Annotated in this window: 17 protein-coding genes; 8 read left to right on the top strand and 9 right to left on the bottom strand. The window is 64.3% G+C overall.

The window, feature by feature from the left end; translation table 11 throughout:
* Positions 1 to 39 precede the first annotated feature (39 nt).
* Positions 40 to 336, top strand: coding sequence for a DUF1963 domain-containing protein (locus tag ACQR1D_RS16960; protein WP_316236425.1), 297 nt, complete (start codon positions 40 to 42; stop codon positions 334 to 336).
* A gap of 157 nt (positions 337 to 493) precedes the next feature.
* On the opposite strand, the gene uvrA is transcribed toward ACQR1D_RS16960, so the two are convergent.
* The 6 genes from uvrA to ACQR1D_RS16990 form a co-directional block, all read right to left on the bottom strand.
* Complete coding sequence (gene uvrA / locus ACQR1D_RS16965; RefSeq protein ID WP_315799850.1) at positions 494 to 3,556, bottom strand: excinuclease ABC subunit UvrA; 3,063 nt, start codon at positions 3,554 to 3,556, stop codon at positions 494 to 496.
* 277 nt (positions 3,557 to 3,833) lie between these two features.
* Complete coding sequence (locus ACQR1D_RS16970) at positions 3,834 to 4,478, bottom strand: outer membrane protein (RefSeq protein WP_315799851.1); 645 nt, start codon at positions 4,476 to 4,478, stop codon at positions 3,834 to 3,836.
* A gap of 286 nt (positions 4,479 to 4,764) precedes the next feature.
* The gene (locus ACQR1D_RS16975) at positions 4,765 to 5,505 is read right to left on the bottom strand and encodes an outer membrane protein (RefSeq protein ID WP_315799852.1); all 741 of its coding nucleotides are present in this window, start codon (positions 5,503 to 5,505) and stop codon (positions 4,765 to 4,767) included.
* A gap of 212 nt (positions 5,506 to 5,717) precedes the next feature.
* The gene (locus ACQR1D_RS16980; protein ID WP_316215878.1) at positions 5,718 to 6,503 is read right to left on the bottom strand and encodes an outer membrane protein; all 786 of its coding nucleotides are present in this window, start codon (positions 6,501 to 6,503) and stop codon (positions 5,718 to 5,720) included.
* Positions 6,504 to 6,787: 284 nt separating this feature from the next.
* On the bottom strand, positions 6,788 to 7,543 hold the full coding sequence (locus tag ACQR1D_RS16985) for an outer membrane protein (protein ID WP_316215877.1): 756 nt from the start codon (positions 7,541 to 7,543) through the stop codon (positions 6,788 to 6,790).
* Positions 7,544 to 7,736: 193 nt separating this feature from the next.
* Positions 7,737 to 8,480, bottom strand: a complete 744-nt coding sequence (locus tag ACQR1D_RS16990; protein WP_315799855.1) for an outer membrane protein — start codon at positions 8,478 to 8,480, stop codon at positions 7,737 to 7,739.
* Between the two features lie 451 nt (positions 8,481 to 8,931).
* On the opposite strand from ACQR1D_RS16990, the gene ACQR1D_RS16995 reads away from it, so the two are divergent.
* The 3 genes from ACQR1D_RS16995 (at position 8,932) to gyrA (ending at position 12,896) form a co-directional block, all read left to right on the top strand.
* Positions 8,932 to 9,429 carry a single-stranded DNA-binding protein gene (locus tag ACQR1D_RS16995; protein WP_315711764.1) on the top strand — a complete coding sequence of 166 codons (498 nt, stop codon included), beginning with the start codon at positions 8,932 to 8,934 and terminating at the stop codon, positions 9,427 to 9,429.
* A 152-nt stretch (positions 9,430 to 9,581) separates the two neighbouring features.
* Positions 9,582 to 9,980 (top strand): DUF2306 domain-containing protein, encoded by a 399-nt coding sequence (locus tag ACQR1D_RS17000; RefSeq protein ID WP_316178607.1) that lies wholly within the window; start codon positions 9,582 to 9,584, stop codon positions 9,978 to 9,980.
* A gap of 171 nt (positions 9,981 to 10,151) precedes the next feature.
* Positions 10,152 to 12,896, top strand: coding sequence for a DNA gyrase subunit A (gene gyrA, locus ACQR1D_RS17005; RefSeq protein WP_434839852.1), 2,745 nt, complete (start codon positions 10,152 to 10,154; stop codon positions 12,894 to 12,896).
* A gap of 43 nt (positions 12,897 to 12,939) precedes the next feature.
* Here the strand turns inward: gyrA and ACQR1D_RS17010 are convergent, their stop codons facing one another.
* Positions 12,940 to 13,197 carry a hypothetical protein gene (locus tag ACQR1D_RS17010; RefSeq protein WP_315799858.1) on the bottom strand — a complete coding sequence of 86 codons (258 nt, stop codon included), beginning with the start codon at positions 13,195 to 13,197 and terminating at the stop codon, positions 12,940 to 12,942.
* 292 nt (positions 13,198 to 13,489) lie between these two features.
* Here ACQR1D_RS17010 and coaD point away from each other — a divergent pair, with 292 nt between their 5' ends.
* The 4 genes from coaD to queA all read left to right on the top strand — a co-directional run bounded on the left by coaD (position 13,490) and on the right by queA (position 16,665).
* Entirely contained in the window at positions 13,490 to 13,984 is a 495-nt protein-coding gene (gene coaD / locus ACQR1D_RS17015) for a pantetheine-phosphate adenylyltransferase (protein ID WP_316215874.1), read from the top strand.
* A 68-nt stretch (positions 13,985 to 14,052) separates the two neighbouring features.
* Positions 14,053 to 14,616, top strand: coding sequence for a peptidylprolyl isomerase (locus ACQR1D_RS17020; protein ID WP_315711771.1), 564 nt, complete (start codon positions 14,053 to 14,055; stop codon positions 14,614 to 14,616).
* A gap of 291 nt (positions 14,617 to 14,907) precedes the next feature.
* Positions 14,908 to 15,372 carry a peptidylprolyl isomerase gene (locus ACQR1D_RS17025; protein WP_316215873.1) on the top strand — a complete coding sequence of 155 codons (465 nt, stop codon included), beginning with the start codon at positions 14,908 to 14,910 and terminating at the stop codon, positions 15,370 to 15,372.
* Positions 15,373 to 15,570: 198 nt separating this feature from the next.
* Positions 15,571 to 16,665 carry a tRNA preQ1(34) S-adenosylmethionine ribosyltransferase-isomerase QueA gene (gene queA / locus ACQR1D_RS17030; RefSeq protein ID WP_434839853.1) on the top strand — a complete coding sequence of 365 codons (1,095 nt, stop codon included), beginning with the start codon at positions 15,571 to 15,573 and terminating at the stop codon, positions 16,663 to 16,665.
* Positions 16,666 to 16,695: 30 nt separating this feature from the next.
* Here queA and ACQR1D_RS17035 read toward each other — a convergent pair whose 3' ends face one another.
* On the bottom strand, positions 16,696 to 17,475 hold the full coding sequence (locus ACQR1D_RS17035) for a HEPN domain-containing protein (RefSeq protein WP_434839854.1): 780 nt from the start codon (positions 17,473 to 17,475) through the stop codon (positions 16,696 to 16,698).
* Between the two features lie 218 nt (positions 17,476 to 17,693).
* On the bottom strand, positions 17,694 to 18,719 hold the full coding sequence (locus tag ACQR1D_RS17040) for an aspartate-semialdehyde dehydrogenase (RefSeq protein ID WP_434839855.1): 1,026 nt from the start codon (positions 18,717 to 18,719) through the stop codon (positions 17,694 to 17,696).
* Positions 18,720 to 18,940 lie beyond the last annotated feature (221 nt).

Below are 18,940 nucleotides of genomic sequence, written 5' to 3' on the forward strand. Positions count from 1 at the left end.
GGGTAAGCCTTGTAACCTCGAAGTCCAGCGGACCCGCGCATGAAAGTCATTCCGCCGTTTCAGCTCGTCCCTGAACCGTTGGATGACGTCGCGCGCGAAATGCCACCTTTCAAATGGGCGCCAAAGCCGATCGGACGCAGGCACCGGCTCGGTGGAAGCCCCGATTTCATCCAGGGTGATGAATGGCCGACCTGCAAGACCTGCCGGGTCAAGATGACGTTCTACGGTCAACTCGATTCGATCAATGACGAGATATGTATCGCGGATTGCGGGATGATCTACGTCTTCCTGTGCTTCGATTGCTACGCGTCGGAGTCGTTCGTTCAATCGAACTGATGTACGATCTAGGGTCCGTGCAAGCAGCGACCTCTCGCATGGCGCACGAGCCCGTCGTCCCGACCGTCATCGCGAGGAGCGGAGCGACGAAGCGATCCAGAGTCTCGCGCCCGGCTCTGGATTGCTTCGCTTCGCTCGCAATGACGGCGCGACGGAACTACTCCGCCGCCTCGCTCGCGGCGCCGCGGCTGCGCTTCTTCGGCTTGGCCGACTTCTCCAGCACCGGCTTCAGGAACTGCCCGGTGTAGCTGCGCGGGGCCTTGACGATGTCCTCGGGCGGGCCCCAGGCGACGATCTCGCCGCCGCCGTCGCCGCCCTCGGGGCCGAGGTCGATGACCCAATCGGCGGTCTTGATGACCTCGAGATTGTGCTCGATCACCACCACCGTGTTGCCCTGCGCGACCAGCTCGTGCAGCACCTCCAAAAGCTTCTTGACGTCGTGGAAGTGCAGGCCGGTGGTCGGCTCGTCCAGGATGTAGAGCGTGCGGCCGGTGGCGCGCTTTGACAATTCCTTGGCGAGCTTCACGCGCTGCGCCTCGCCGCCGGACAGCGTGGTGGCCTGCTGGCCGACATGGATGTAGTCGAGGCCGACGCGGCGCAGGGTCTCGAAGGTGTCGCGCACGCGCGGCACCGCCTTGAAGAACTCGGCGGCCTCCTCGACGGTCATGTCTAGCACGTCGGCGATCGACTTGCCCTTGAACAGCACGTCGAGCGTCTCGCGGTTGTAGCGCTTGCCCTTGCAGACGTCGCAGGTGACGTAGACGTCGGGCAGGAAGTGCATCTCGATCTTGATGACGCCGTCGCCCTGGCAGGCTTCGCAGCGGCCGCCCTTGACGTTGAACGAGAACCGGCCGGGCTCGTAGCCGCGCGCCTTGGATTCGGGCAGGCCGGCGAACCATTCGCGGATCGGCGTGAACGCGCCGGTATAGGTCGCGGGGTTGGAGCGCGGCGTGCGGCCGATCGGCGACTGGTCGATGTCGATGATCTTGTCGATGTGCTCCAGGCCCTCGATGCGGTCGTGCGGCGCCGCCGCCTCGTTGGCGCCGTTGAGCTTGCGCGCGATCGCCTTGTACAGCGTGTCGATCAGCAGCGTCGACTTGCCGCCGCCGGACACGCCGGTGATCGCCGTGAACAGGCCGAGCGGAATCTCGGCGGAGACGTTCTTCAGATTGTTGCCGCGGGCGTTGACGACCTTGATGGTGCGGCGATGGTTCGGTGGCCGCCGCTCGGGTACCTCGACCTCGAGCTCGCCGGTGAGATATTTGCCGGTCAGCGACGCCGGATTGCGCATGATCTCGGCCGGCGTGCCCTCGGCGACGATGTTGCCGCCATGGGTGCCGGCGCCGGGGCCGATGTCGAGCACGTAGTCGGCGAGGCGAATGGCATCCTCGTCATGCTCGACCACGATCACGGTGTTGCCGAGGTCGCGCAGCCGCTTCAGCGTGTCGAGCAGGCGGGCATTGTCGCGCTGGTGCAGGCCGATCGACGGCTCGTCCAGCACGTAGAGCACACCCGTCAGCCCCGAGCCGATCTGCGAGGCCAGGCGGATGCGCTGGCTCTCGCCGCCGGACAAGGTGCCGGAGGAGCGCGCCAGGGTCAGGTAGTTCAGGCCGACATCGAGCAGGAAGGTCAGGCGGTCGCGGATCTCCTTGAGGATGCGGGTGGCGATCTCGGTCTGCTGCGCGTTCAGGGCCTTCGGCACCTCGGCAAACCATTCGCCGGCAGCCTTGACGGAGAGATCGCTGATCTCGCCGATGTGCTTGCCGCCGACCTTGACGCACAGCGCCTCGGGCTTCAGCCGGAAGCCTTTGCAGCCGGCGCAGGGCACGTCGTTGAAGTACTTGCCGAGCTCCTCGCGCGCCCATTCGCTCTCGGTCTCACGGAAGCGGCGCTCGATGTTGGTGATGACGCCCTCGAACGGCTTCTTGGTGTCGTAGGCGCGGACGCCGTCCTCATAGGTGAACTTGATCTCGTCGTCGCCGGAGCCGTGCAGCAGCGCGTTCTGCGTCTTCTTCGGCAGGTCCTTCCACTTGGTGTCGAGCGTGAACTTGTAGAACTTGCCGAGCGCGGTCAGCGTCTGCAGGTAGTAGGGCGACGACGACTTGGCCCAGGGCGCGATCGCGCCCTTGCGCAGCGTGACGTCCTTGTCGGGAATGACGAGGTCGGCATCGACATGCTGCTCGACGCCGAGGCCGCCGCATTCCGGGCAGGCGCCGTAGGGGTTGTTGAACGAGAACAGCCGCGGCTCGATCTCGGGGATGGTGAAGCCGGAGACCGGGCAGGCGAACTTCTCCGAGAACAGGATGCGCTCGGGCCCGCTCTTGTCGTGGATCTTGGCCACCTTCTTCTTCTCGTCATGGCCGGGCTTGACCCGGCCATCCATCTCCTTCGAAGAGGATGGATCACCGGGTCTCGCGCCTTCGGCGCGGCCCGGTGATGACGAGGAAGGGGCTGCATCCGCGAACTCGATCACGGCCAAGCCCTCGGCGAGCTTCAGCGCGGTCTCGAAGCTCTCCGCCAGGCGCTGGCCGATATCGGGGCGCACGACGATACGGTCGACGACGACATCGATGTCGTGCGGGAACTTCTTGTCGAGCGTGGGCGCCTCGGCCAGCTCATGGAAGGTGCCGTCGATCTTGACGCGCTGAAAGCCCTTCTTGAGATATTCCGCGAGTTCCTTCTTGTACTCGCCCTTGCGGCCGCGCACGACCGGCGCCAGCAGATAGAGGCGGGTGCCTTCGGGCAGCGCCAGCACGCGGTCGACCATCTGCGACACGGTCTGGCTTTCGATCGGCAGGCCGGTCGCCGGCGAGTAGGGCACGCCGACGCGCGCCCACAGCAGGCGCATGTAGTCGTAGATCTCGGTGACGGTGCCCACCGTCGAGCGCGGATTCTTCGAGGTCGTCTTCTGCTCGATCGAGATCGCCGGCGACAGGCCGTCGATCTGGTCGACATCCGGCTTCTGCATCATCTCCAGGAACTGGCGTGCATAGGCCGACAGCGATTCGACGTAGCGGCGCTGGCCCTCGGCATAGATGGTGTCGAAGGCGAGCGAGGATTTGCCGGAGCCGGACAGCCCGGTGAACACCACCAGCCTGTCGCGCGGGATCTCGACGTCGATGTTTTTCAGATTGTGCTCGCGGGCGCCACGGATGGTGATGGCCCGCAGGCTCGACTGGTTGGCTTGCGCGCGCTGCTTGGCCTTGAGCACTTCATCCATGACGATCGTCCCACGGCGCGAGACCGCGCCATTGTTGCAGGCGCGTTCTGCCGGGAGCCGGCCATCGGACGCCAGAGGGAAAAGGTATCGTCGGAACGTAGGAAGAACGTGGCCGGATTTCCAGTACCGTCAGCGAATCATCAACAATGCGCTCAGGGAATGGCAGCGATTGGCAGGAGGCTGCCGGTTCCGTCCGGCCCTGTGCGCGATCCCGCAAAGAAAAAGCCTCCGCTCTGGCAGAGCGGAGGCTGTGTGCGTTGGCCCGGAGGCGACGTTCTTAGAAGTGGTAGTTGATGCCGACCTGACCGGAATGCACGTTGAGCGTGCCGGTCGCGAGCGTGCCGAGGCCGGTGAAGGTGTAGCTCTCGCCACCGAAGCTCTTGTAGAGGTACTCGCCCTTCAGCGACCAGTTCGGGGCGAACATGTACTCGACGCCTGCGCCGACGGTCCAGCCCGAGTGGATCTTGCTGTCCGAAACGGCGACGCCCGGAGCCGTCAGCGAGATGCGGTTGTCCGCCCAGGCGTAACCGCCGGTGGCGTACAGCAGGGTCGGGCCGAAGGCGTAACCGATGCGGCCACGGACGGTGCCCCAGTCACGGATCTTCGATTCGGCGGTCACGCCAAGCGCGCCGACGGAGGCATTGATGTCAGCCCAGGCAGCATCGGCCTCGAGGCCGAACACGACAGCACCCTGCTGCCAGTTGTAGCCGACGGTGCCACCGGCGAAGCCGCCCTTCATGGCCGCAAAGTCGGCGTCCTCATTGGCGTAGCCACCCATCGCACCGATGTAGAAACCGGTCCAGGTCTGCACCGGCGCGAGAACCGGGGCCTTGGTGTAGGTCGGGCGTGCGGCGAGATCAGCGGCGGCAGCGGGAGCGGCCAGGGCGGCCAGGGCCACGGTCGCGAGCAAGATCTTCTTCATTCCAGTCTCCAGTTTATTCCTCGAAGTCCGCATCGCACCGATAAGCTTACGCACGAAACAGACTCACCCGTTCAAGTTGACGAGGTTCCTATAGCCCGGTTCCGTACGGATTACCGTCACCCTGAAGACACACTCGCGGCCAAACCGCGTTTTTACGGCCCAGTTCCAGAAAGCCTATGTTACTCAATTGCTTGGTTCCGTGTGTGGCGAGCCGGCACGGTGGTATCGGTGCAACAAAAAAGGCCGGCTTTCGCCGGCCTTTCTCGGAACCTGTCGGTTGCAGGTATCAGTATTTGGCAATGACCGGGCCGCCGAAATGGTAGCTGAGGCCGACCTTGACGGTGTGGACGGTGTCCTTCCACTCGGAGCGGTTGGTCGCGAAAGCGCTGTACTGGATCGCGCTCTTGCCGAAGTCGAGATAGTTGTACTCGAGCTTGGCCGACCAGTTCGGGGCGAACATGTATTCCGCGCCGGCCCCGACCGTGTAGCCCCAGCGGGTGGTGGTCTGGCTGAAGACGTTGCCCGGCACGCCGTCGTAGCGGTGCTGCAGTTGGCCCACGGCGGCACCGCCGCTCACGAAGAACAGAGCGGGACCTGCGGCGTAGCCGAGGCGGCCCTTGATGTCGCCGAAGCTGGTCAGCTTGGTGAAGAAGGTGTCGCCCACGCCGGCATTGACCACTGCGGAGCGGCCGTTGATGTCGGCCCAGTGATAGTCGCCTTCGAGGCCGAACACGACGTTGTCGACCTGCCAATTGTAGCCGAGCACGCCGCCGACGAAGCCGCCATTGGTGTTGTAGTTCTGGGTGCCCAGGAAGCCCGGCGCATTGAAGCGGCCAAGGAAGGTTTCCTTGCTGGTGCCCCAGCCGCCGCCGCCCTGGATGCCGGCGTAGAGGCCCGACCAGCTCAGGATCTGCGCGACCATGGGCGGCGCCTTGGTGTAGGGCCGTGCCGCCATGTCGGCCGCCGACGCGGACGTGGCGGCCGCGACGCCGGCGAGGGCCGTCGTGATCACAAGCAACTTCTTCATCAAATTCTCCCCCGGGAGGTTGGAATGACAAGCGATGGGCAAGTCATACACAGGGCATCCCGGAGACGCTGTAACGCGCCCGCCACAGAAACGAAAAAGCGTTATAAATCATATATTTAGCACAAAAACGCCGCGACGCTGCCGGGCTGTTGACACGAAAAAGGCCGGCGTGGAGGCCGGCCTTTCCGAATGCGTGCGAGTGGCGGCTTTTTTCAGTAGCGGGTGCCCATCGGCGCTCCGAATCGATAGTTCACTCGGACGGTCGCCATGTCGATGTCCTGCTTGATGGTGTCGACGCGCGACAGCACGGTGGCGGTGGCCGGGAAGCTGATGTCGCGCGAGCCCATGAACAGGTGGTCGTACTCAACGGCGACCGACCAGTTCGGCGCGAAGCCGAACTCGACGCCGGTGCCGACGGTGCCGCCCCAGCGGGTCTCGCTGGCGGAATCCAGCAGCGTGCCGACCGGGAAGGGCGCAGCCGCATTCGCCGTGCCGGTGTATTTGTTGTGGGTGACGGCCGCGCCGCCCTTCACGTACCAGAGCACGTTGCCCCAGGCATAGCCGACCTGGCCGGTGAACAGGCCGATCGCATCGGTCTTGGTGGTGTTGGTGATGCCTGCAGCCAGCGCAGCCGTGCTCGCGTTCGACGACTTCAGGTCGGTCCAGTCGCCCTGGGCCTCGACGCCGAACACCCAGCTCGCCGCCTGCCAGCGATAGCCGACCTGGCCGCCGATGAGTCCGCTCGAGGCATTGTGGCAGCCTTCGGACTGGGTCGGCACGACCGGCACGCCGCCGACGCGATTGAGCGTCCAGCAGTTGTGGCTCCAGTCGGCGCCGCCATTGACGCCGAGGTAGAACCCGGCCCAGCTCGGCAGCGGCGTGACATAGGCCGGCGGCGGCGCCTTGCTGTAAGGGCGCGTCGCGAAGTCGGCCGCGGAGGCCGGCGCCAGTCCCAGCGCCGCGGCTCCAGCGGTCAAGATCAAGGTCGTCTTCTGCATTCGTCTCTCCCCAGTCCCATAACTGTCCTCGCACCGGATCCCTCCGATCCGGGCCCACGCGAAGGTGGCCTGTGGCTGGTTGTAGGAGACACTGCTTTCTAAACTCGTGATCGGCAGCAGGCGTGCGGCGGGATGTGTCGAACGTGCTTAAGCGCGGGTAAAGATCGCGGCCGTCGCGCCGATCGTGGAGCTGTCCCGAGGGCACGCATGGTGAGCGCCTGGCGCGTCAGGCCTCGAGTGCCAGTCTTCGAGCGCGCCAGTCTTCGAGTGCCTGTCCTCGAGGGTCAGTGCTTGGAGACGACGGGACCGCCCCAGCGATAGTTGACGCGGACCGTCGCCATGTCGACGTCCTGGCCGACCGCATCGGTCCGGCCCGCGGCTCCGCCGGGAACACCGGAGAAGCCCAGGGTGCGGTTGCCCATGAACAGGTGCTCGTATTCGGCTGCGACCGACCAGTTCTTGGCGAAGCCGACCTCGACACCGGTGCCGACCGCAGCCCCCCAGCGCGTGGCGCTGGACTGGTCGAGAGCCGCGCCCGTTGCCGTGGCGAGACCGTTGTACTTCTCGCTTGCGACCGCGGCGCCGCCCTTGACGTACCAGAGCACGTTGTTCCAGGAATAGCCGACCTGGCCCGTGAACACGCCGATGCCGTTGATCTTGGTCTGGTTGGTCACGGCCGGGGCGAACTGGCTGGTGTTGCTGCCCTTGAGGTTGGCCCAGTTGCCCTGACCTTCGACGCCGAATACCCAGCCGCCAGCCTGCCAGCGATAGCCGATCTGGCCGCCCGCCAGCGCGCCGGTCGCATCGTGGCAACCCTCGGCGTTGGTCGCAGCGACACCTGCGAAGCTGACCTTGTTGGTCCAGCAGGTGCGGGAGGATGCGCCGCCGGCGTTCAGGCCGACATAGAAACCACTCCAATCATAGATCGTTGTGATCATCGCAGGCGCTTTGGTGAAGGTGCGCGCGGGCAGATCGGCAGCGATGGCCGGCGCAATCCCCAGCGCCAGCGAAGTTGTCGCCCCCAGCAACAGCCTTCTCATCGCATTCCCCAAACCAAGTCCGACGCCCGCACGCACGCTCTCACCAACGCCCACCCGCCGGACCTTGATAGCCCCTTCCGCCGTAAAAAGCCGTCACCCAAAGGACACAACGGCTCGGCAAGTACCGGTTCTGGCACACAAAAAAAGGCCGGCGCGAGGCCGGCCTTTCGACATATTCGCTTTCTGCGTGCGATCAGTAGCGCGACATGCCCGGACCACCGAAGTGGTAGGAGATGCCGGCCTTGACGGTATGGACGGTGTCGCTCCACTCCGAGCGGTTGGTCGCGACCGGGGAGTACTGGATCGAGCTCTTGCCGAAATCGAGATAGTTGTACTCGACCTTGGCCGACCAGTTCGGAGCGAACATGTACTCGGCACCGGCGCCGATCGTCCAACCCCAGCGCCAGTCGTTCTGCACGAACACGTTGCCGGGAACGCCATCGTAGCGGTGCTGCAGATCGCCGACGGTGGCACCGCCGCTGACGAAGAGCAGTGCCGGACCCGTGGCCCAGCCGAGCCGGCCCTTGATGTCGCCGAAGCCGCGCAGCTTGGTGAAGTAGGTGTCACCGACGCCGGCGTTGATCACGGCCGAGCGGCCGTCGATGTCCGCCCAGTGATAGTCGCCCTCGAGGCCGAACACGATGTTGTCGACCTGCCAATTGTAGCCGATCACGCCGCCGGCGAAGCCGCCGGTGATGTCGTAACGCTGCGTGCCGGCAAAGATCGCCGTATTCGGCGCACCGAAGAAGGTCTCATCGCTGCGGCCCCAGCCGCCACCGCCCTGCAGACCGAGATAGAAGCCGGCCCAGGTCGGAAGCGGAGCGGGCGCCATCACCGGGGCCTTCGTGTACGGGCGGGCGGCGAGATCGGCGGCTCCCGCCGGCGTCAGCGCCCCCAAGACCATCAAGCTGACAGCTCCAAGAAAAATTCTTTTCATCCCAAGTCTCCCGCTTTGGGCGTCTCCAAAATGGTCCCCGGAGACGCACGTCTGTGAAGTTGGTGCGACCACGCTTGCGGCCCCAATCCGTCCTCAAATATACGCGATTCAACCCTGGATACCGTCTCCCAAAAGCCACAGGCGGGGAGGAAGTGGGGCGATGTAAGCTGATGAAAGTTAATCGCTTTTTCGTGATTGACGGAACTTTTTCGCGGTTCCATTGGGTTCCATCGGGTTCCTTGGAACTCGACGCACGGTTGTAGACACAGGCGCGCGAACAAAACTGGAACAATGGCCGTCCGCCTGCTATATGTGGATAAACAATGGACGAGGCGGGTGGACCGCGCGGCAACCGTATAGGGTCCGCCGCGAGAGGAAGGGTTAGCCACCGGACGCCGTGAGGCCGGTGTGGACGGCCGGTCCGATGATCGAGAACCGCGGGAGAGTGGTGATGGCGGGTAGTGTGAACAAGGTGATTCTGGTCGGCAATCTCGGCAAGGACCCCGAGATCCGGCGTACGCAGGATGGGCGGCCGATCGCCAATCTGAGCATTGCGACGTCGGAAACGTGGCGCGACAAGGCGACCGGCGAGCGCAAGGAAAAGACCGAATGGCACCGTGTGGTGATCTTCAATGAAGGTCTCTGCAAGGTCGCCGAGCAGTATCTGAAGAAGGGCGCCAAGGTTTACATCGAGGGCGCGCTGCAGACCCGCAAATGGACCGACCAGAGCGGCGTCGAGAAGTACTCGACCGAGGTCGTCCTGCAGGGCTTCAACTCGACCCTGACGATGCTCGATGGCCGTGGTGGCGGGGGCGGCAGCTTCTCCGATGACATGGGTGGCGGCGATTTCGGCAGCAGCGGTCCGTCGATGGCGCCGCCGCGCCGCGCGGTCGCTTCGGCCGGCGGTGGCGGACGCAACAGCGACATGGACGACGACATTCCGTTCTGAGCCGCCTGCGTCCTCGGTCGATACAAGGTGGCTTCCGTCCGTGTCGGGACGGGAGCCGGGGCGATCACCTCGGGTCTCGCATTGCAGGCGATCGCGCGCGTCTGACGTTTCGTTCGCTTGAGCAGTGCGTAACCTGACCACCGGGGTGTTGCATGAGCTTCGCACCGCTGCTCGCCGCCGAGCCCGCCGTCCTGCTGCACGCTGTCGCCGCGATGACGGCGTTCGCACTGGGGCTGGTCCAGTTCGCAGCCCCGAAAGGGACCTTGCCGCATCGAACGCTCGGCTGGATCTGGGTCACTCTCATGGCCGCCGTTGCGGCCAGCTCGTTCTGGATTCACACCATCCGGCTGGTCGGTCCCTTCAGCCCGATTCACCTGCTGTCGCTCTATACGCTGGCCGTGCTGCCGGTTGCGGTGTGGGCTGCGCACCGCCATCGGGTGGGGCCCCATCGCCGGGCCATGATCACGCTGTTCTCCGGCGCCCTCGTGATTGCCGGACTGTTCACGCTCATGCCTGGACGGATCATGCACAAGGTGGTCTTCGGCCCATAGCCAAACAGGGTTCCCGGAGCCTGCCATGGGCGGCCGCGGCAACCGGTTAAGTCCCTGGAAAAGCGAGCAGAAAAAGCGCGCTCCGAACCCCCTTGGGGGTGGCTAGCGGCAGCGCCATGCGCTATATGATTCCAAGCGATTTTCGCGTGTCAAAACCGACCGGTATCCCCTTTGTCCGATAAAGAAGATGAGAAGCCCGGCGAGCCGGGCGGACCTTCCGACATTCGTCCCGTTTCCATCCTCGACGAGATGAAGCGCTCCTACCTCGATTACGCGATGAGCGTGATCGTGTCGCGAGCGCTGCCCGATGCGCGCGACGGCCTCAAGCCCGTGCACCGGCGCATCCTGTATTCGATGTACGAGCAGGGGCACACGCCCGACAAGAAGTACGTCAAGTCCGCCCGCGTGGTCGGCGACGTCATCGGTAAATACCATCCGCATGGCGATCAGTCGATCTACGACGCCATGGTGCGCATGGCGCAGGACTTCTCGATGCGCGTGCCGCTGATCGACGGCCAGGGCAATTTCGGCTCCGTCGACGGCGATCCCCCCGCGGCCTATCGATACACCGAAGCGAAGCTCGCCAAGTCGGCGATTCCGCTGCTCGACGACATCGACAAGGACACCGTCGACTTCCAGGCCAACTACGACAATTCCGACAAGGAACCGTCGGTTCTTCCGGCCAAATATCCGAACCTGCTGGTCAATGGCGCCGGCGGCATCGCGGTCGGCATGGCCACCAACATCCCGCCGCACAATCTCGGCGAGGTGATCGATGCCTGCATCGCGCTGATCGACAATCCCGCGCTCACGATCGACGACCTCATCAACATCATTCCGGGGCCGGATTTCCCGACCGGTGGCATCATCCTCGGCCGCGCCGGCGTCCGCTCGGCCTATCATCTGGGCCGCGGCTCGATCATGATGCGCGGCAAGGTGACGATCGACACGATCCGCAAGGATCGCGAGGCGATCATCATCTCCGAGATTCCCTACCAGGTGAACAAGGCGACGATGGTCGAGCGCATCGCCGAACTGGTGCGCGAGAAGAAGATCGAAGGCGTCGCCGACCTGCGCGACGAAAGCGACCGCGACGGCTACCGCGTCGTCGTCGAGCTGAAGCGCGACGCCGTGCCGGACGTCGTGCTCAACCAGCTCTACAAGTTCACGCCGCTGCAGACGAGCTTCGCCGCCAACATGCTGGCGCTCGACGGCGGCCGCCCGCAGACGATGACGTTGAAGGACCTGCTGACGATCTTCGTCGCGTTCCGCGAGCGTGTCGTCACGCGCAGGACCAAGTTCCTGCTCAACAAGGCGCGCGACCGCGCTCATATCCTGGTCGGCCTTGCCGTGGCCGTGGCGAATATCGACGAGGTCATCCGGGTCATCAGGACGTCGCCCGATCCTGCGACCGCGCGCGAGGCGTTGATGTCGCGCGACTGGCCGGCGCGCGACGTCGAGGCCATCATCACGCTGATCGACGATCCGCGCCACCGTCTTTCCGAGGACGGCACCATCCGGCTGTCGTTCGAGCAGGCCAAGGCGATTCTCGACCTCCGCCTGCAGCGCCTGACCGCGCTCGGTCGCGAGGAGATTTCCGACGAGCTCGACAAGCTCAAGGTCGAGATCAACGACTATCTCGACATCCTGCGCTCGCGGGCGCGGGTACAGGGGATCATCAAGGACGAGCTCGCCGCTGTTAAGGCGGAGTTCGGCACGCCGCGCCGCACCGTGATCGCCGAGCAGGAAGGCGAGGTCGAGGACGAGGACCTGATCCAGCGCGAGGACATGGTCGTGACCGTGTCGCATGCCGGCTACACCAAGCGCGTGCCGCTGTCGGCGTATCGGGCGCAGCGCCGCGGCGGCAAGGGCCGCTCGGGCATGCAGACCCGCGAGGAGGATTTCGTCAGCCGGCTGTTCGTGGCCTCCACGCACACGCCGGTGCTGTTCTTCTCGTCGCGCGGCCAGGTCTACAAGGAGAAGGTCTGGCGGCTGCCGATCGCGGCGCCCAACGGGCGTGGCAAGGCGCTGATCAACATCCTGCCGCTGGAGCAGGGCGAGCGCATCACCACCATCATGCCGCTGCCGGAGGATGAATCCTCCTGGGCCAATCTCGACGTGATGTTCGCGACCACCGGCGGCAACGTCCGCCGCAACAAGCTGTCGGATTTCGTCGACGTGCGCCGCTCCGGCATCATCGCGATGAAGCTCGACGAGGGCGAAGAGATCGTCAACGTGCAGATCTGCACCGAGCGCGACGACGTCCTGCTCACGGCGTCGGGCGGGCAGTGCATCCGCTTCCCCGTCACCGACGTGCGCGTCTTCACCGGTCGGACCTCGATGGGCGTGCGCGGCATCGCGCTCGCCGGCGGCGACAAGGTGATCTCGCTGTCGATCCTGCGCCATGTCGAGACGACCTCGGACGAGCGTACGGCGTACTTGAAGATGCGCCGGGCGATGTCGGGCGATGCTGCCACCGAGGAGCCGGTCGAGGCCGAGGGCGAGGAGGCGGCCGCTGGCGCGATCCAGCTGTCGCAGGAACGCTATGTCGAGATGTCGGCGCACGAGCAGGTGGTGCTGACCGTCTCGGTCAACGGCTACGGCAAGCGCACCTCGTCCTACGAGTACCGCACCACCGGCCGCGGCGGCAAAGGCATCGTCGCGATGTCGGTCAACAACCGCAACGGCAAGCTCGTCGCCTCATTCCCGGTCGAGGATGGCGACCAGATCATGCTGGTGACGGACAAGGGGCAGTTGATCCGTTGCCCCGTCGACGGCATCCGCATCGCGGGACGCTCGACGCAGGGCGTCATCGTGTTCGACACCGCCGATGATGAGCACGTCGTTTCGGTGGAGCATATCGGCGAGGAGGCCGAGAACGGCAACGGGAACGCTGACCAGGCGAATGGCGAATAGGGCGTAGCGAATAGCGGACGACGCAGGTCTTTCGCTGTTCGCCTCACTGCGTCCGCTCGACCGAGACCATCCTGGCCTCGCGGATGGTTCCCCGGGTTCCGGCGCTGCGCAGGCAGCCCGCCTCGAAGTTGGGCCAGGCCTGCTGCGAGCAGTCGCGGCCGATCGGGCGGATGTCCAGGCGGTCCGCCTTGGCCAGCGGACGCGGCACGCTGGCTTCGACCTGGGGAGCGAAGCCGGGCAGGAGGGTGATGCCGGCAGCCACCAAGCCGGCTGCTGCGACTGCAGATAGCGCTTTGATCATGACGGTCCCCTGTCTGGGCCGTTCGGCCCGTGCTCGTTAACGATTTGATAACCAGATCGGGTTTCGAGACGTCTTCGCGGGACGGGCGAATTGGTTTCGTCTCGGCGCGAGCGTGTTTCATGTCGGATGTTCCGACGAAACAATCGCGGTAGCCGACCACGGTTCCGGCCCACCGGCGTCGCACCTCATTCCATCGCAATGCAGTCTCTCGGCCGCTCTTTGCCCATCACAGCCACGCCAGCGTGCCTGACGGCGGCTTGCCGGCCTGTTCCGGGCGGTATAGGACGAGCGCATGCAACGCATTGCGCTCTATCCGGGCTCGTTCGATCCCGTCACCAACGGCCATCTCGATGTGGTCCGGCAGGCCGTCCACCTCTGCGACCGCCTGATCGTCGCGGTCGGCGTGCATCACGGCAAGAAGCCGCTGTTCTCGACCGAGGAGCGGCTGGCGATGGCGCATGAGATCTTCGGCCCCGTGGCAGCCGCGGCGGGCTGCAGCTTCGAGGCTTCGACCTACGACAATCTGACGGTCACGGCCGCGCAAAAGGCCGGTGCGATCATGATGATCCGGGGCCTGCGCGACGGCACCGATTTCGACTACGAGATGCAGTTGGCCGGCATGAACCAGACCATGGCACCGCAGGTCCAGACGGTGTTCGTTCCAGCCTCGGTGGGTGTCCGTCCGATCGCAGCCACGCTGGTTCGCCAGATCGCCGCCATGGGCGGCGAGATCTCGCATTTCGTGCCGCCGTCGGTGGCCGAAAGTCTCAAGGCCAAGTTCAAGTGATCCTTCAGGCACCGGCCGCTTCCGGCGGTGCCTTCCTCTCCACATCGTCTCATGTCATCGGAGTTGCCATGATCCGCGCGCTCGCTTTCGTCTTCGCTCTCGTCTTCGCATTGCCGGCGCTGGCCCAGTCGCTGCCTGCCGGCCTCGACAAGCAGAATGCCCTGGTCATCGACACCACCAAGGGCCGCATCATCATCAAGCTGCGCACCGATCTGGCGCCACAGCATGCCGAGCGGCTGAAGACGCTGGCGCGCGAAGGCTTCTACAACAACGTGCCGTTCCACCGCGTCATGGACGGCTTCATGGCGCAGACCGGTGACGGCCAGAACTTCAATGGCACCGGCGGCTCGAAGTACCCGAACCTGAAGCAGGAGTTTTCGTCAACGCCGTTCAAGCGCGGCACCGTCGGCATGGCGCGCCGGGGCGATAGCGTCGATTCCGCCAACTCGCAGTTCTTCATCTGCTTCGGCGATGCCTCCTTCCTCAACGGCCAATACACCGTGATTGGCGAGGTCGTGCAGGGCATGGACGTCGTCGACAAGCTCAAGAAGGCGCCTCCGGGCTCCTCGGGCGGTGCCGTCACCGATCCGGACAAGATGGTGAAGGTTCAGGTCGCCTCGGACATCAAGTAGAGGCAGAGCAGGGGGACACCCGGGTCTCGCGCCCGGTTCCCTCGGGCCTTAAGGAACCTTTTGCCACGTCGCGGCGGCATGCCGATTCTGCCGGCCCGCCACATCGACAGGGCCGGTGGCTTCAGCTTTAAACGCATTGGGTCTATTCTGGACCAGCATCGCGGGCCTCGTCGTGCTCGGATTGCCGTCAGGAGGGGTGACGGCCGCACATGGGAAGGCGCCGCGACATTTCAGACCCAGGATTTGCTTTGTCCTGACCCCCGTCAATTCTACCAAAACCGAGAGACCAGCATGGCTGTGACCGAAAATACCTTGATCCTCGAGACCACCCAGGGCCCCGTCACCATCGAGATGCGTCCCGATCTCGCGCCCGGCCATGTCGCGCGCATCAAGGAGCTCGTCCGCGAGGGCTTCTACGACGGCATCGTCTTCCACCGCGTCATCGACGGCTTCATGGCGCAGACCGGCTGCCCGCAGGGCACCGGCACCGGCGGCTCCGGCAAGAAGCTGAAGGCCGAGTTCAACGCCGAGCCGCATGTTCGCGGCACCGCCTCGATGGCGCGTGCGGCCAATCCAGATTCAGGCGACAGCCAGTTCTTCATCTGCTTCGACGACGCCCGCTTCCTGGACAAGCAGTACACGGTCTGGGGCAAGGTCACCGAGGGCATGGAGAATGTCGACAAGATCAAGCGCGGCGAGCCGGTGCAGAACCCGGACAAGATCGTGAAGGCCTACATGGCCTCCGACGCGGCGTAACCAACGACCCTCTCCATGAACACGCCTCTCGGCGTGTTCATGGTCGGTGTGCAGTAGCGCCCTCGGCTTTTGACCCTCATGGTGAGGAGCGTGCGCAGCACGCGTCTCGAACCATGAGGCCACAGTCGGGCCTCATCCTTCGAGACGCGATGACGCGCTCCTCAGGATGAGGTTTTCGACGGTCGTTCCAGAACGACGATGCGCACAGACCTCTTCGACTTTCAGCTGCCCCCCGAAAACATCGCGCTGCGGCCGGCGAGCCCGCGCGAATCCGCGCGCATGCTGGTGGTGCAGGGCGATGGCGTGCTGCGCGACCGCACGGTCGCCGACCTGCCGGACTGGCTGGAGCCGGGCGATCAGCTCGTCGTCAACGACACCAAGGTCATCGCCGCTCAGCTCTCAGGACGCCGCATCAGCCGCGAGACCGAGGCGAAGATCGAGGCGACCCTGATCAAACGGCTCGACGGCTCGCGCTGGCAGGCGCTGGTGCGGCCCGCCAAGAAGCTCGCGCCAGGCGATACGATCCGTTTCGGCAACGAGGGCAAGGTCTGCCTGCTCGGCCATCTCGATGCCACCGTCGAGGCCAAGGGCGAGGAGGGCGAGCTGACGCTGTCCTTTGTGTTTCATGGGCCCGCGCTCGACCAGGCGATCGCCGATCTCGGCCGGCCGCCGCTGCCGCCCTACATCGCCGGCAGGCGGCCCGCAGACGAGCAGGACGCGACCGATTATCAGACCATGTTCGCGGCCAAGGAGGGCGCGGTGGCGGCCCCCACCGCCGGACTGCATTTCACGCCGACGCTGGAACGGCGGCTGCGCGAGCGCGGCGTCGGGCTGCAGCGCGTCACCCTGCATGTCGGCGCCGGCACGTTCCTGCCCGTGAAGGCCGATGACACCGAAGGCCACCGCATGCATGCGGAGTGGGGCAGTCTGACGCCTGAGACCGCCGCTGCGCTGAACCAGGCCCGTGCCGAAGGCGGCCGTATCGTCGCGGTCGGAACGACGTCGCTGCGGCTGCTCGAGAGCGCGGCGCAGCCGGACGGCACGATTGCGCCGTTCGAGGCGGAGACGTCGATCTTCATCACGCCCGGCTATCGTTTTCGCGCGGTCGACATCCTGATGACCAACTTCCATCTGCCGCGCTCGACCCTGTTCATGCTGGTCTCGGCTTTCGCCGGGCTCGAGACGATGCAGGCGGCTTACGCGCATGCGATTCAAAGCGGCTACCGGTTCTATTCGTATGGCGATGCGTGCTTGTTGTTCCGGCAACAGGACGAGCGGGTCGCCGAGCCGTAGAGTAGAGAAGACTGCTACAGGCGGCGCGGCCTACTCATGATCGCCAAATCGCTTTAGCCTAACTTTTAATGCATCTATTTCAGCACGTGCCTTGGCGATCATATCTGAATTGATGAGAGCCGATAGGTCGTCAGTTGCACTGTATCGTGCTGAGTTCCTATCCTGAGATAGCTTGTTGAACATCTCCACAAATTCGCGGTCAACGTTACCGAGCTTGCTCCAACGGTTAATGCCCGAGTGAATTGTGCCATGCGTCTTTGTATCGTTGTTCACGACAGCTGCTGTAATGAGGCGCGCCTTTGCGACAAGCTCACAAGCGCTAAATAGGTTGTCAATCGCTGGTCCAAAATAACTCTGAGACAGAGCGTATGCTGCGGTGTCGCAAAACTGTTCGGATCTTTTAATTAGGTTCGATGCCGTCAGCTTGTTTCTGCGGAAGTCAAAGAACATGCGCCATTCGTTATTGAAGAGCATTACGGTGAAATGTCCGGCATCGGCATCCGCTAGATCAAGCTCGGCTGATTCTATGTGCTGTATCTCATGGAGCGGTATCACTTCCCCCTCCTTGAGCTCTCGAGGAACTTTTACAGCAAGCGAAATTTTTACCTCATCGTTAAGGCGGACTTCTGGTGATCTACCCTCGAAAAATAATACTTGCGCAGCCACGACTGTGAATGGGTCGGGCAGGGAATCGATCAACTGTCGACGTTTCAACTCCGGTTCAACATATAACTTGAACATTTGCAGGAAAGTCCGCTCGGGCCCGACAATATCGTCGGGAATGTCTGGCTGATCCCGTGACAAGTTCATTTTTCAATCCTCCGTGCGGGAGCCGTGGGCTTATCTTGCAAGTGTAGCCGACCCATCAGCAACGTTGGATCGATGTCACGCCCAATCCAGAAGGTGACATCAGTGCATCTCGTTTTGGTGCTGTGAGTGTTACACAGTAATCGGTCGCATTTCGGCGAGTGCTGCATCACTCGCTTTGGCGAGTGATGCAGTGGTAACTTGTTGGGTTCGTACCCGCCTTACGCCATCACCCGCTCCGGCAGCAGCTCGGCGATTTGCACCGCGTTCAGCGCGGCGCCCTTCAGCAGCTGGTCGGCGGCCACGAACATCGCGATGGAGTGGCCGGAGGGATCGGACAGGTCCTTCCTGATGCGCCCGACCAGCACGTCGTCCTGGCCGGAGGCGTCGACCGGCATCGGGAAGTAGTTGTTGGCGCGGTCGTCGACCACGCGCACGCCCGGTGCCGCCGCCAGGATGCGGCGGACGTCGTCCTCTGAGATCGGCTTCTCGCATTCGAAGGTGATCGCCTCGCAATGCGCGCGCAGCACCGGCACGCGGACGCAGGTGACGCCGATGGCGATGCCCTCGTCCTCGAAGATCTTGCGGGTCTCGTTGATGACCTTGGTCTCTTCGTCGTTGTAGCCGGTGTCGGGATCGATCGCCGTGTTGTGGCTGAACAGGTTGAAGGCGAACGGATGCGGCATCACCTTGGGCGCATAGACCTGGCCGTTGAGGCTCGCGCGGGTCGACTGCACCAATTCGTCCATCGCCGCCGCGCCGGCACCGCTGGCAGCCTGGTAGGTCGAGATGATCACGCGCTTGATGCGGTTCTTCTGGTGGATCGGCCACAGCGGCACCAGCGCCGTGATCGCCGCGCAGTTCGGATTGGCGATGATGCCCTTGTGGTCGCGGATGCGGCGGGCGTTGATCTCCGGGATCACCAGCGGCACGTTCGGGTCCATCCGGAAGGCCGAGGAATTGTCGACCACGACGGCGCCGGAGCGCACGGCAATCGGCGCGAACTTCTTGGAGATGCCGCTGCCGGCCGAGAACAGCGCGATGTCGACGCCCTCGAACGAGCGCTCGTTGAGCTCCTCGATCACGATCGTCTGGCCACGGAAGGTGAGGGTCTGCCCGGCCGAGCGGGCGCTTGCCAGCGCCTTGAGCCTGCCGACGCGGACATTACGGCGGTCCAGGGTGGCGATGAACTCGGCGCCGACGGCGCCGGTGACGCCGACGATGGCAATGGTGGGATCGTGAGGCACGTCTTCAAGTCTCCGGTTGGAATCTGGGCATAAAAAAAGCCCCGGACCTTCATCAGGCGGGGCTTCGGTTCGAAGATGGTCGCAATCGAGTTCGACTACGCGCGCACGCCTCCCGAGGCCCGCAAGGGCTTGGTGGTTTTCGTCGTGCGTTTGGTCGAGGTCGACATGGCGCCGGACCATAGGGGCGGCCGGAACCGCCGTCAACGGCCGAAAGGCACCAA

Origin of the sequence: Bradyrhizobium sp. HKCCYLRH2047 (assembly GCF_051168175.1) — a bacterium.
Classification (GTDB): Bacteria; Pseudomonadota; Alphaproteobacteria; order Rhizobiales; family Xanthobacteraceae; genus Bradyrhizobium.